Source organism: Acinetobacter sp. CWB-G5 (assembly GCF_019209785.1).
Taxonomy (GTDB): Bacteria; Pseudomonadota; Gammaproteobacteria; order Pseudomonadales; family Moraxellaceae; genus Acinetobacter; species Acinetobacter johnsonii.
Genome location: NZ_JAHUTF010000008.1, coordinates 48,030 through 60,103, shown reverse-complemented (window position 1 = coordinate 60,103; position 12,074 = coordinate 48,030). Strand labels below are relative to the sequence as shown.

Below are 12,074 nucleotides of genomic sequence, written 5' to 3'. Positions count from 1 at the left end.
AAATGAGCATGCATGCTGATGTAATCATTGAAGTGCCTTTTCACGATGTCGACACCATGAATGTGGTGTGGCACGGGCATTATTTAAAATATTTTGAAATTGCGCGTTGCAAACTGCTGGATCAATTTCACTATAACTATAACCAAATGCGCGACTCGGGTTATGCATGGCCTGTGATTGAAAGCTATGTACGTTATGTGCAAGGCATTGAGTTTGAGCAAAAAATTCGCGTGCGTGCCATTTTAAAAGAATGGGAAAATCGTTTGAAAATTGAATATCTGATTTTCGATGCGGTTTCAGGCAGAAAGCTGACCAAGGGCTTTACTTCGCAAGTGGCGGTACACATTGAAAAACGTGAAATGTGCTTCCAGTCACCACAGGTGTTGTTGGACTGTTTAAATGCATGGCCTGAGTTTAAGGCGGAGTAATGCAAGTATGATTCGATACAAATTTTCTAAGACGATTTCCGTTGCGTGTATGGCAAGTGCGATGACTTTGCTTGCTCCCGCAGCGAATGCACAAAATACTGAATTGAAGCAGGTGTTTGCTCAACTCGGTGCAACGCCTGTTGTGCGTGCTCAATTTGAGCAACAGAAAAAACTGGCCTCTTTAAATAAAACCTATGTGTCCAAAGGCACGGTGCTGTTCAGCAAAAACCAAGGCGTGCTGTGGCAGATTCAAAGTCCAGTCAAAGCTGATTTGGTGGTGACACCGCGTAAGTTGGTACAAAAGACGCAGCGTACGTCCAGTCAAATTGAAGTTGATAAGACTCCCTATGGCTCAGTCGCGACAATGTTTTTACAGTTGATGTCGGGCAACGAAGCGGCGCTCGCTAAAAACTTTAATGTGGTATCTGCCAACTACAGCCCGACGCAGTGGAATGTCAGCTTGACGCCGAAAAGCAGTCTATTTAAAAAGCTTTTTGTCCAAGTTGATGCGCAAGGCCAGCGTTATGTGGACCGTATCACGATTTTGGAACAAGCCAATAACCGCACCATCATTCGTTTTAGCCAGCAAAAGGCTCAACCTCAAACTTTAACGGCTGCGGAAAATGCGCTTTTCCAATTGGCAAAATAAATTTAGCGCCCTGTGGCTGTTGGTGCTGTGTGTCATTGCTTTGGCACTGGGCGTGGCTTGGCTGAATAAAGGCATTAAGATTGAGACTAATATTTTTGCTTTGCTGCCTGAGGCACATCAAGATGCGCATCTGGAACAAGCACAGCAATACGTCAGTCAGCAGTTAAATGACAAAGTTTTTGTGGTGTTGGATGCCAAAACGGATCAGCAATTAGAACAGGCAACGCAAGCACTCAAAACCCAAGCCGACCAAAGTCAGCTATTTTTACCTGTCCGTCCGCAGCTTGATCCTGATCAATTTGCCCAAGCGCTGTATCAACACAAGGCGGGGTTATTATCCAAGACCGATCAGCAGATTTTGCAGGAGCAGGATGATGCCGCACTGACAGAGCAGGGCTTATTGCAACTGATGAGTCCTGGCATGCCGATCACGGCTGAAATGCTCAAGCAAGATCCCTTGCTGCTGTTCCCGCGTTATGCAGTGGGTTTAAGCGCTTTACATAGCAATGCTGATATCAATTTAGAGCAGGGCTTTGCCACGATTCGTGATACGCAAGGCATCTCACGCCTGATGGTACTTCAGCTTAATAACAGCCCTTATAATATTGCCTACCAAGAGCAGACCGCTGCGTTTATCCAAAATATCAATCAGCAGCTCAAACAGTTGCAAGTTAAACCGCACTGGACAGGTACGCTGCTGTTTGCACAGTTCGGCACTAACTCTGCCAAAGAGGAAATTTCCACCATTGGCGTGGGTTCGACCATCGGGATTTTGCTTCTAGTCTGGTTTGGCTTCCGTTCGATACGACCGATGCTGACGGAAATGGTTGCAGTCGGCACAGGCAGCTTAGTGGCCTTTGCGGTGACCTATTGGGTTTTCGGTGAAATTCACCTGATGACACTGGTCTTTGGCGCAAGTCTGATTGGGGTCTGTGTCGATTTTTCATTTTACTTTATGGCCATGCAGTCTCAGCACCGACAGCTCGATGGATTTGCTGTTTTAAAACCATTATTGCCGAGTCTATTTGTGGGGCTAATGACCACGCTGTTGGCCTATGTGGTGCTGAGCTTTACTCCATTTCCGGGTTTTAAACAGATTGCGGTCTTTTCCATGGTTGGATTGAGTGCCGCATGGGTGACCAGTATTTTACTGCTGCCACGTTTGCCTGCGCTGAATGCGGAACCTGCGATACGTGCTTTGGGCTTTATTGGCAAAGCACGCAGTTATGTGCAGAGTCGAAATACACTGCGTTATGGCATGATTGCACTAATTGTAGTGGTGACAGGCAGCAGCCTCGCCTTCCTGAAAAGCAATGATGACATCCGCAATTTGCAAAGTATGGATGCCACTTTAAAGCAGGAAGATCAATATATTCGTTCGCGTTTTATGCAACAGCAAAGCAGTGAATATTTTGTGGTACAGGGCAGAACCCCAGCAGAGTTAGAGCAACGTGAACAGCAACTGTTGGCAGAGCTTGCGCCCTTGCAGCAGGCTGGAAAGCTAGATGCTATACAATCTTTAGGGCAGTGGATTCCATCGCTTGAGCAGCAAAAAAAGAATGTTGAAATGTTACAGGCGATTCCTCAGCCGGCTTTAGTGGAATATGCGCAAGCGTTACAGCTCAATGCAGCCGATGTTTTAAACTGGCAAGCGCATTTAAAAGACCAACCGTTGCTGACTGAAGCAGTCTTTAAAGATCATCCCTTGCATTTTTTGCAGATGAGTCCGACGCAACGTTTAGTAATGCTGCAAAATGTGCATGATGTTAAAGCCATACAGCAGCTTGAAGATGCGGATGTACAACTGTTACGTCCCGTTCATCAATTATCTGAGTTATTCAAACAGCATCGTGTGCAGGCACAGTGGCTATTGCTCAGCGCTTTGCTGATGTTAGCTGTTGGCTTAGGCGCACTTTATGGCAAAAAATCCATTCTGCCTTTGGTGTTGCCTGTCAGTATGGCTCTAATGACCACGTTTGCGATTCAGGCATGGCTGGGTGTCGAGATTAATTTATTCAGCATTATGGGTACCTTCCTGATCATTGGAATTGGGGTGGACTATGCGATTTTCTACCGCCACGGACATGATCACCCGCAGGTGGTGGGTATGGCTTTGTTTCTGTGCATGATGTCGACGTTCTTTGGCTTTGGTTTGCTGTCTTTTAGTCATACCTATGCCATTCACAGTTTTGGCTTAACGGTGTTGCTGGGCGTTATTTTTTCATTTATTTATGCCACACTTTTTACATCCTCCGATGCAAAACATGTGGTGGTTCAACAATATCAGCCAAAGAGCTGAGTCAAAGGGTACAGTGCAATGAGCACCATGCAACAGACAGATGTTTTAATTATTGGGGCGGGGCCATCAGGCAGCTCGGCCGCAGCTTTGCTGCGCCAAAAAGGTTACCAAGTCACGGTCATCGAAAAGCAATTTTTTCCGCGTTTTTCCATCGGTGAGTCTTTATTGCCACAGTGTATGGTGTTTTTAGAAGAAGCGGGTTTGTTGGAGACAGTGCGTACCCATGCTGATGAATATGCCTTTCAGTTTAAAAATGGCGCAGCTTTTTTAAGAGGCACACAGCGTAGTTTTTATGACTTTACTCAAAAGTTTAGTGAAGGCCCAGGCACTACATGGCAGGTACGACGTGCCAACTTTGACCAGCTTTTGGCGCAGCAAGCCGAAAAAATGGGGGCAGATATCCGTTTTGGTCATGAAGTTTTGGCGGTCGATGTGGCATCCACACAGCCGATTTTGACGGTGGAAGATGCGCAAGGTGACAGCTATCAAATTCAAGGCAAGTTCCTCTTAGATGCCAGCGGCTTTGGCCGCATTCTGCCGAAGTTTCTTGACTTAGAAAGCCCATCGGACTTTCCCGTGCGCCGTGCGGTCTTTACCCACATTGAAGACGGTCTATTGAATGACCCTGAGTTTGACCGTGAGAAAATCTTAATTACTGTGCATGAAAAAGACCACCGTGCATGGTATTGGCTGATTCCCTTTGCTGATGGACGTTCTTCATTTGGTATTGTGGCGGAGCAAGATTTCTTTGAAAAATATGGTTATGACGGCAGTGCGGACTATGACTTAGAAGCCTTACAGAAGCGTATTTTGGCCGATGATGTCAGTTTGTCGCATGTACTGCGTCACGCCAAACATGACACGCCTGTACGTACTTTGGTGGGCTACTCTGCTGATGTTAAACATTTGGCATCCAACAACTATGCACTACTTGGCAATGCAGGTGAGTTCCTCGATCCTGTCTTTTCTTCAGGGGTAACGATTGCCTTAAAATCGTCTAGTCTAGCCGTGCCATTGGTTGAACAGGTGTTGCAAGGTCAGGCGGTCGATTGGATGGAGCAATATGAAAAGCCGCTGCGTAAAGGCATTCAAGTGTTCCGTGCCTATGTCGAGTTATGGTATTCAGGTGAATTTCAGGATGTAGTGTTCTCGAACAGACAAGATGAAAAAATTCGTCGCATGATAGCTTCTTTATTGGCTGGCTATGCATGGGATGCGAACAACCCCATGCACCGTAATGCCAAACAACGCTTAAGTACTTTGGCAGAATATTGCCGCGAAGAACAAGTGCAGAAAGAGTCACTAACTGATGAAATTTAAGCTGCATTTGAAAACCGTCAGTTGGATTTTAGCCAGTACATTATTTTGTAGTGCTTGCCAAAGCTGGATTCCTGAAGCGCAAGGACTCGCAACTCCGCAGTGGGGGGCGCAAAATTACCAGCGCCAAGACCAAATTGAAGTGCAGTGGAAAAGCCAGAGTTTCAGCTTTTTACTGTACCAGCAACAGCGGGGACAGTCGCTTGACATGTTAGCGCTCAGCCTTACGGGGCAGCAGTTGTTTAAGCTCAGTTTTGATGGTCAAAAGGTAGACGTTGAACAACGGATTGAGCCGATGAAACTGTTGCCTTTTGATTATGTGGTGCGCGATATTCTGTATGCAACCTATCCAAATTTTGCTGCGTTACATGCGGCTCAAAATGCGGTCGTACAGAAAGCTGATACCATTTATATACAGCAGCAGCCTGTGTTGAAAATTCAGGGAAATGAGGGGGCAATTGAACTGGATAATTTGCAAGTGCCTTATCAGATGGTGATCAGCGCGGTGAGCAATACTTTAGAAGATGATCAAGGTGACCATCATGACTAAAAATCTACAGCATGTTTCAGCCGTGGGCATTCAGTTCAGTGCGGCACTGTCGGCTTTGGGACACAATGTAGCTGAGCTTCAACATGCATTAACAAGCACAGAAAATACTCTATCGCAACGAGAAGATCTGATTGCAGGGCGTTTGGTCTGGGTTGGGGCATTTGATCAGGCCTTGCTTCAAGCAGTGCCTGAAAGCTTGAGCGATGCAGACTCACGGAATCTACGTTTTGCCCTGACGGCTTTGTCGCACATTGAAACTGATATTCGTGCTTATACTGCACAGTTTCCCAAACAACGTCTTGCTGTGATTATCGGCACGTCAACCTCAGGCATCGCGGATAATGAACCTACTTTAAAAGCACAGTTTCAACAGTCAGTACCGCAGTCTGTACAGCACCAAAAGCAAGAAATGGGCAGTTTAGCGAAAGCTTTACAACAGTATTTGGGCTGGGAAGGGCCTGCCTATACCATTTCTACCGCTTGCTCCTCGGCAGCTAAAGCGCTGGCGGCGGGGCAACGTCTGCTGAATGCAGATCTGGCTGATGCTGTCTTAGTGGGTGGAGTCGACACCCTATGCAAGCTGACCTTAAATGGATTTGATAGTTTAGAAAGCTTATCGAGCGGAATTTGTCAGCCTTGTGGTGCCAACCGTGACGGCATTAATATTGGTGAAGCGGCAGGATTGTTTTTACTGTCCAAAGCGCCTGCCCCCGTGATGTTGTTGTCGAGTGGCGAGTCAATGGATGCATGGCATATTTCAGCACCACATCCAGAAGGGAAAGGGGCTGCGGAGGCGATGCAAAAAGCTTTAGATATGGCACAGCTTGAAGCAGGTGATATTGGTTATTTAAATTTGCATGGAACATCCACACCGCAAAATGATGCGATGGAGATTAAGGCGGTACAGACTGTTTTCTCTGATGCAGTTGTGGCCTTGAGCAGCACCAAACATAAAACGGGGCATTGTCTGGGGGCAGCGGGTGCAATTGAAGCCTTTATTTGCCAGCAGGTTTTATTAGATCAATCATGGTTGCCGCTGCATCATGCCGGTGAATTGGACGAGGCTTTGGCTAGGCAAAACTATGTGCTTACACCGCATTTGAAGACACCCATTCGCTATGCGATGAGTAATTCTTTTGCTTTTGGGGGGAGCAATATCAGTTTAATTTTCGGGACGGCTTTGTCATGATGGACGCAGTACAGTTTATTCCGCATGCGAAACCGATGGTTTTCGTGAGCCATTTGATTGAAGCCAATGATGAATTTGCTATTGCAGAACTTCACATCACGCCAGATTTGATGTTTTGTGAGCCAGAAGGCTTGCCCACATGGAGCAGCATTGAGTTGATGGCGCAGACCATTAGTGCCTATGCCGGTTATAAAGGGCAAACTCAGGGCTTGCCACCGAAAATTGGCTTTTTATTGGGAACGCGTAAAATGCAGTTGCTTTGTGCTTATTTTAGTTTGGGCACAACCGTGCGGATTCGAGTAGAACAAAGTTATCTGCACGAAGGTTTGGGGCAGTTTAATTGTGAAATTGAATATCAAGAACATCGGTTCAACGCTATGTTGAGCGTATTTGAGCCTGAAAATATGAATGAAATCATTGGAAAATTAGTGTGAACAGAAGAATTTTAGTCACGGGTTCGAGTCGTGGAATAGGTAAAGCGATTGCTTTGGAGTTGGCAAAGGCAGGCTTTGATGTCACGGTACATGCCCGTTCAAGACAGTCTGAGGCTGAAGCCGTGGCTCAGGAAATTCAAGCGCTTGGGCAGGCCAGCCATGTACTGATGTTCGATGTGAATGAGCGTGAAAAGATTGCCGCTATTTTAGAGCAAGATATGGCACAGCATGGTGCTTTTTATGGTGCGGTGTTGAATGCAGGACTAACCCGTGATGGTGCTTTCCCCGCACTAACCGATGAAGACTGGGATGACGTCGTTTCTACTTCGCTGAATGGTTTTTATAATGTGCTGAAACCTCTGATGATGCCGATGATCCGCTTGAAAAAGGGCGGACGTATTGTGACTTTATCTTCGGTGTCTGGAATCATGGGGAATCGAGGTCAGGTGAACTATAGTGCTGCCAAAGCAGGCTTGATTGGTGCGAGCAAAGCATTGGCACTGGAATTGGCCAAACGCAAAATCACGGTGAATTGTGTGGCTCCAGGCTTGATTGAAACAGAAATGGTCACGGAAGAAGTTAAAGAACACGCCTTGAAGATGATCCCGATGCAACGTATGGGGCAGGTGGAAGAAGTCGCAAAAGCGGTGAAGTTTTTATGTAGTGATGATGCCAGTTATATCACCCGCCAAGTGATTTCAGTCAATGGAGGCTTGATCTAATGAAACGTGTTGTCGTAACAGGCATGTCTGGGATTACCTCTTTGGGTGAAACCGCAGAACAAATTTTTGAGCAGTTTGCACAAGGCAAAAGCGGCATTCGCTATATGCCTGACTGGGAAATTTATCCCGATTTACGCAGTAAACTGGCTGGTCCAGTAGAGTCATTTACTGTACCGAAGCATTTTAACCGTAAGGTGACCCGTGGCATGGGCCGCGTTGCTTTAATGTCTGCCGTATGTGCTGAAAAAGCATTGGAAGATGCAGGTTTACTGCATGCGGATATCTTAAAAAGTGGTGATGCAGGCGTGGCTTTTGGTTCCTCTGCGGGCAGTGTCGATGCGGTACGTGAGTTTGGTGCCATGTTGATTGAGCACAATATGAGTCAACTGAATGCCACGACCTACATTCGTATGATGTCACATACCAGTGCAGTCAATATGACGGTGTATTTTGGTTTAAAGGGTTTAACCCTACCAACCTCAAGTGCCTGTACTTCGGGTTCCATGGCCATTGGTCAGGCTTATGAAGCCATCAAATATGGCAAACAAACTGTGATGATTGCAGGTGGGGCAGAAGAGCTCAGTGCTGCCGGTTCAGCCGTGTTTGATGTCCTGTTAGCAACCAGTGTGCAAAATGACCATCCAGAGACAACGCCACGCCCGTTTGATGCAGGTCGGGATGGTTTGGTGGTGGGTGAAGGCGCAGGCTGTTTGATTTTAGAAGAATATGAACATGCACTAACGCGTGGCGCGACCATTTATGCTGAGATTGTCGGTTATGGCAGCAATACCGATGGTCAGCATGTGACTCGACCTGATTCTGAAATGATGGGACGTTGTATGCAGTTGGCATTGAAAGATGCACAGCTTGCTGCCGCGGATATTGATTATGTCAATGCGCATGGCACTTCGACCGATCAGGGGGATATTGCCGAATCACAAGCCACTGCGCGGATCTTGGGTAAAAAACCGATCAGCTCATTAAAAAGTTATTTTGGCCATACGCTCGGGGCGTGCGGCGCTATTGAGGCATGGTTGAGTATCGAAATGATGCGACGTAATCAGTTGGTGCCTACGCTGAATTTAGATCAGATTGATAGTGCTTGTGGCGATCTGGATTATATTGTTTCAGACATGCGTTCAGCAGAAACGCAAATTATGATGAGCAACAATTTTGCTTTTGGGGGGATTAATACCTCCTTGATTTTTAAACGTGTCTAATAAAATAAGGGTAGAACCATGTTATTCAAAAAAATCTGTGCAGTCGCTGTGTTGTCTTTAGGTGCGATTGCATCAGCTCAGGCTGCCGATAAAATGTATGATTTTAAATTTCAAGAAGCGGTAAACCGTGCTGTTGCAGATGGCGTGCTAGATGGCTCAGTGAAATTTTATTTGGCGGGCACCAAGTCGGGCGGAAAGGTGATTGAAAAGGGCCTAGTGACCAATAAAAAGACCAATGGTTTTGCCAAATCTGCGGAAAGTTCATGTGATCACGTACTTCGTTCGGCATTGATTCAATTTCAAAATACAGCCAAAGCCAATGGCGCAAATGCTGTGACCAACCTAGTGAGTTTCTATAAGTCGAATGAAACACGGAGTACGACGACTTACCAATGCGCGAAAGGCACGGCGATGGCTGGCGTGGCATTGAAAGGGGATTTGGTGAAGTTTTAATGTGTTTGAATGCGTAAGATGAATTTCCAAATAAGAACAATCTAATTCCAAGTTCATTGTATAGCAGCAGTATTAGGATGGATTCTTACAACAAGGGATGCTCTATTTTTAGACATCCCTCATTGGTTCGATGTCTTAATTCAGCATTTTTGATTGTCAGAGTTAGTATACTAATTTGAGTAAGGTTCAGAAATGCATAAAAAAGCCCCCATCTTTCAATGAGGGCTTTTTTGAATTTGGAGCGGGAAACGAGACTCGAACTCGCGACCCCAACCTTGGCAAGGTTGTGCTCTACCAACTGAGCTATTCCCGCGTATTGAGCAGTTTTTATAAAAACTTACACTAAAAAATGGAGCGGGAAACGAGACTCGAACTCGCGACCCCAACCTTGGCAAGGTTGTGCTCTACCAACTGAGCTATTCCCGCGTATTGAGCAGTTTTTGCTAAAACTTACACTGAAAAAAATTTGGAGCGGGAAACGAGACTCGAACTCGCGACCCCAACCTTGGCAAGGTTGTGCTCTACCAACTGAGCTATTCCCGCATAGCGCTGTATGATACAGCAAGCAAGTTCAGGGTCAATAGCTTTATGAAAAAGCTGAGTTTAATTGCATAAAATAAAGCCAGTTTTAGACTATACCTTGAGCTTTTTTAACTTTTACTCGCGAAACGTTGTGTCTCATACTAGTGAAAAGAGTTTTACGCATTCAACATCCCGAAGGAACAGGTATACTTTGAACGAATCATCATTTTTGGAGACAGGTATGAGCTTGGAGCAGCAACTGATTGAACGCTTACAACAGCTTTCCCCATCACATTTAGAAGTCGTGAATGAATCTTCTGGTCATGGCGGCTATTTCCCAGGGAAAGAATCACATTTTAAAGTGATTGTGGTGAGTGATATTTTTGCGGGATTACGTTTAGTTCAGCGCCATCAAAAAATTTATGCAGTAGCAGGAGATTTACTTAGTCCAGGTAAAATTCATGCTTTAGCTATTCATGCCTTTCTACCTGAAGAATGGCAAGGACAAGACACTTCTAGTCCAAATTGCGCACATGCCCCGAAAAGCTAAGCAGAGATTCAACCATGGAAACACAATTATTGATTAAGATCGTGCATATGAGTGCGGTCAGCTTGGCATGTGTAGTGATTTTGGCGCGTGCCATGACGCTATTTAAAGGCATTCAAGGCAATCAGCCTAATCCAGCGGGTCGAACGGCTTTTGTTGCCCTTCAGCACTTAAGCATGCTGGTGATTGTACTGACTGGCATTGCCCTTTTGGTCATGAAAAACTTTGATGTGCAAACATGGTTTTATGCCAAAGTGGTTTTATTTTTAGTGATGTTGTCCTCTTTGTCGAAAGCTTATAAAAAAGAAGACAGTATTTTTCTTGCACAGCGCCGAGCAGGGTTATTTTTGGCCGTGGTTGCGATGATATCCATTTTAGGTTTAGTCATGATTAAACCAAACTTTGGCTAATTGTTAGACATAATCATCGGCACAGCGATTGTTCTGCGCTACACTGCTATCTATAGCGGAAAAATAACAAGAGGGAGGGGATTTCATGCATACACGTGTGGTATTTAATCAAAAAGGTGGTGTCGGCAAATCCAGTATTGCAGTGAATTTGGCAGCAATAAGTGCACATCAAGGTTTAAAAACCTTACTGATTGATCTCGATCCGCAAGCGAATTCGAGTCAGTATGTGCTGGGCGATGACGCAACGTATTCGGCAGACAAGCCAGCTTTAGAACCCAATATTGAAAACTATTTTGAAGAAGTGCTTGGAACGGCTCAAAATAAAAGTCTATTGGGCAGTGCCATTGGTTCGATCCTCAAAGGACGAGCTAAAGGCTTAGAAAGTTATGTACACCAATCCCCTTTTAAAAATTTGGATGTGATTCCAGCCAGCCCAAGCCTGGGAGCATTGGCTTATGCGTTAGAGTCAAAACATAAAATTTATAAACTGCGCGATGCGTTACAACAGCTTGCTGGAAAATATGATCGTGTTTATATCGATACACCGCCAGCCTTTAACTTCTTTACTTTGTCGGCGTTGATTGCAGCCAATAAAGTCCTGATTCCGTTTGATTGTGATGTCTTTTCTAAACGCGCACTGCAAACTTTGATCGAAAATGTGCTCGAAACTCAAGATGATCATAATGATCATTTGGAAATTGAAGGCATTGTGGTGAATCAGTTCCAAGCGCAGGCCAAACTGCCGCGTGAAGTGGTGCAACAGCTGAAGGATGAAGGTCTTCCTGTACTAGAAAGTATGTTGCCCCCATCGGTGTTGATGAAAGAATCGCACCACAAAAATTTACCCTTAATTCATTTAGCACACGATCATAAATTGACGCAGGCCTATCAATCATTGTTCAATGAGATTGAGAATAATAAACTGCGAGATTCAGCATGAAAAATATCACAATTGCTTTTTTAGTGGGCAGTACGCTGTTATTGAGCGCCTGTGCCACAACGGTTAAACCAACTTATGTCTCTCCTACACAGTATCAAGCTTTGAACTGCCAACAGTTACAAGCGGAATATAATAGGATTCAGCAACATTTAGATGAAGGTGTACCCACTGCGAAACGCACTGGTATGGGAGTCGATGTAGGGCTGGGCGGTGGTTGGAGTCATGGTGGTGGTTGGGGCTTTGGTCCAAGCGTTTCACTCAATATGGGACAATCATCGAACACCAAAAAAACTGAAATTTCACGACTTTTGGGTCAGCAAGAGGCGATTGTACAAGCTGCAAAATTCAAAGGCTGTGCGATTACTGTGCAAAATAAGACGAATTAATGCCGCAT

14 protein-coding genes and 3 tRNA genes are annotated in these 12,074 nt (G+C 45.3%); 14 read left to right on the top strand and 3 right to left on the bottom strand.

From position 1 onward, the window contains the following. The first annotated feature begins 8 nt into the window (after positions 1-8). From KVY11_RS12655 to KVY11_RS12610, 10 genes are read left to right on the top strand one after another with little or no spacing between them, the layout of a single operon-like run. Positions 9-428: a thioesterase family protein gene (locus KVY11_RS12655; RefSeq protein WP_218289145.1), complete on the top strand. Its 420-nt coding sequence runs from the start codon at positions 9-11 to the stop codon at positions 426-428. A 49-nt stretch (positions 429-477) separates the two neighbouring features. Beyond that, positions 478-1,077, top strand: coding sequence for an outer membrane lipoprotein carrier protein LolA (locus tag KVY11_RS12650; RefSeq protein WP_256350770.1), 600 nt, complete (start codon positions 478-480; stop codon positions 1,075-1,077). Continuing rightward, positions 1,052-3,376: an MMPL family transporter gene (locus tag KVY11_RS12645; RefSeq protein WP_218289143.1), complete on the top strand. Its 2,325-nt coding sequence runs from the start codon at positions 1,052-1,054 to the stop codon at positions 3,374-3,376. The genes KVY11_RS12650 and KVY11_RS12645 overlap by 26 nt, the downstream gene beginning before the upstream one ends. A gap of 18 nt (positions 3,377-3,394) precedes the next feature. Next, on the top strand, positions 3,395-4,696 hold the full coding sequence (locus KVY11_RS12640) for an NAD(P)/FAD-dependent oxidoreductase (protein ID WP_218289142.1): 1,302 nt from the start codon (positions 3,395-3,397) through the stop codon (positions 4,694-4,696). Continuing rightward, a complete protein-coding gene (locus KVY11_RS12635; protein WP_218289141.1) occupies positions 4,686-5,243 on the top strand; it encodes a DUF3261 domain-containing protein in 558 nt (185 codons plus the stop codon). The genes KVY11_RS12640 and KVY11_RS12635 overlap by 11 nt, the downstream gene beginning before the upstream one ends. Then, the gene (locus KVY11_RS12630) at positions 5,236-6,432 is read left to right on the top strand and encodes a beta-ketoacyl-[acyl-carrier-protein] synthase family protein (RefSeq protein ID WP_218289140.1); all 1,197 of its coding nucleotides are present in this window, start codon (positions 5,236-5,238) and stop codon (positions 6,430-6,432) included. Before KVY11_RS12635 ends, KVY11_RS12630 begins: the two co-directional genes overlap by 8 nt. Next, the gene (locus KVY11_RS12625; protein ID WP_218289139.1) at positions 6,429-6,866 is read left to right on the top strand and encodes a 3-hydroxylacyl-ACP dehydratase; all 438 of its coding nucleotides are present in this window, start codon (positions 6,429-6,431) and stop codon (positions 6,864-6,866) included. The genes KVY11_RS12630 and KVY11_RS12625 overlap by 4 nt, the downstream gene beginning before the upstream one ends. Further along, positions 6,863-7,588 carry a 3-ketoacyl-ACP reductase FabG2 gene (locus KVY11_RS12620; protein WP_004684334.1) on the top strand — a complete coding sequence of 242 codons (726 nt, stop codon included), beginning with the start codon at positions 6,863-6,865 and terminating at the stop codon, positions 7,586-7,588. The genes KVY11_RS12625 and KVY11_RS12620 overlap by 4 nt, the downstream gene beginning before the upstream one ends. Further along, positions 7,588-8,808: a beta-ketoacyl-ACP synthase gene (locus KVY11_RS12615; protein ID WP_218289138.1), complete on the top strand. Its 1,221-nt coding sequence runs from the start codon at positions 7,588-7,590 to the stop codon at positions 8,806-8,808. Before KVY11_RS12620 ends, KVY11_RS12615 begins: the two co-directional genes overlap by 1 nt. A gap of 18 nt (positions 8,809-8,826) precedes the next feature. Further along, complete coding sequence (locus KVY11_RS12610) at positions 8,827-9,261, top strand: excinuclease (protein WP_159153433.1); 435 nt, start codon at positions 8,827-8,829, stop codon at positions 9,259-9,261. A 237-nt stretch (positions 9,262-9,498) separates the two neighbouring features. On the opposite strand, the gene KVY11_RS12605 is transcribed toward KVY11_RS12610, so the two are convergent. The 3 genes from KVY11_RS12605 to KVY11_RS12595 all read right to left on the bottom strand — a co-directional run bounded on the left by KVY11_RS12605 (position 9,499) and on the right by KVY11_RS12595 (position 9,804). Continuing rightward, positions 9,499-9,574: transfer RNA gene (locus KVY11_RS12605), tRNA-Gly, on the bottom strand. Positions 9,575-9,611: 37 nt separating this feature from the next. Further along, positions 9,612-9,687: transfer RNA gene (locus KVY11_RS12600), tRNA-Gly, on the bottom strand. 41 nt (positions 9,688-9,728) lie between these two features. Further along, positions 9,729-9,804 (bottom strand) — tRNA-Gly (locus KVY11_RS12595). Positions 9,805-10,024: 220 nt separating this feature from the next. On the opposite strand from KVY11_RS12595, the gene KVY11_RS12590 reads away from it, so the two are divergent. From KVY11_RS12590 to KVY11_RS12575, 4 genes are all read left to right on the top strand, one after another. Beyond that, positions 10,025-10,333, top strand: coding sequence for a BolA family transcriptional regulator (locus KVY11_RS12590; protein WP_005401913.1), 309 nt, complete (start codon positions 10,025-10,027; stop codon positions 10,331-10,333). 14 nt (positions 10,334-10,347) lie between these two features. Next, complete coding sequence (locus KVY11_RS12585) at positions 10,348-10,740, top strand: SirB2 family protein (protein WP_218289137.1); 393 nt, start codon at positions 10,348-10,350, stop codon at positions 10,738-10,740. 85 nt (positions 10,741-10,825) lie between these two features. Next, positions 10,826-11,680, top strand: a complete 855-nt coding sequence (locus tag KVY11_RS12580; RefSeq protein ID WP_104221872.1) for a ParA family protein — start codon at positions 10,826-10,828, stop codon at positions 11,678-11,680. Next, positions 11,677-12,066 carry a hypothetical protein gene (locus KVY11_RS12575; protein ID WP_168159528.1) on the top strand — a complete coding sequence of 130 codons (390 nt, stop codon included), beginning with the start codon at positions 11,677-11,679 and terminating at the stop codon, positions 12,064-12,066. Before KVY11_RS12580 ends, KVY11_RS12575 begins: the two co-directional genes overlap by 4 nt. The last annotated feature ends 8 nt before the right edge of the window (positions 12,067-12,074 follow it).

Excerpts from the sequence above, each read along its gene's own strand:
- KVY11_RS12655 (WP_218289145.1), top strand. The coding sequence starts at position 9 with ATGCATGCTGATGTAATCATTGAAGTGCCTTTTCACGATGTCGACACC.
- KVY11_RS12650 (WP_256350770.1), top strand. The coding sequence starts at position 478 with ATGGCAAGTGCGATGACTTTGCTTGCTCCCGCAGCGAATGCACAAAAT.
- KVY11_RS12645 (WP_218289143.1), top strand. The coding sequence starts at position 1,052 with ATGCGCTTTTCCAATTGGCAAAATAAATTTAGCGCCCTGTGGCTGTTG.
- KVY11_RS12640 (WP_218289142.1), top strand. The coding sequence starts at position 3,395 with ATGAGCACCATGCAACAGACAGATGTTTTAATTATTGGGGCGGGGCCA.
- KVY11_RS12635 (WP_218289141.1), top strand. The coding sequence starts at position 4,686 with ATGAAATTTAAGCTGCATTTGAAAACCGTCAGTTGGATTTTAGCCAGT.
- KVY11_RS12630 (WP_218289140.1), top strand. The coding sequence starts at position 5,236 with ATGACTAAAAATCTACAGCATGTTTCAGCCGTGGGCATTCAGTTCAGT.
- KVY11_RS12625 (WP_218289139.1), top strand. The coding sequence starts at position 6,429 with ATGATGGACGCAGTACAGTTTATTCCGCATGCGAAACCGATGGTTTTC.
- KVY11_RS12615 (WP_218289138.1), top strand. The coding sequence starts at position 7,588 with ATGAAACGTGTTGTCGTAACAGGCATGTCTGGGATTACCTCTTTGGGT.
- KVY11_RS12610 (WP_159153433.1), top strand. The coding sequence starts at position 8,827 with ATGTTATTCAAAAAAATCTGTGCAGTCGCTGTGTTGTCTTTAGGTGCG.
- KVY11_RS12590 (WP_005401913.1), top strand. The coding sequence starts at position 10,025 with ATGAGCTTGGAGCAGCAACTGATTGAACGCTTACAACAGCTTTCCCCA.
- KVY11_RS12585 (WP_218289137.1), top strand. The coding sequence starts at position 10,348 with ATGGAAACACAATTATTGATTAAGATCGTGCATATGAGTGCGGTCAGC.
- KVY11_RS12580 (WP_104221872.1), top strand. The coding sequence starts at position 10,826 with ATGCATACACGTGTGGTATTTAATCAAAAAGGTGGTGTCGGCAAATCC.
- KVY11_RS12575 (WP_168159528.1), top strand. The coding sequence starts at position 11,677 with ATGAAAAATATCACAATTGCTTTTTTAGTGGGCAGTACGCTGTTATTG.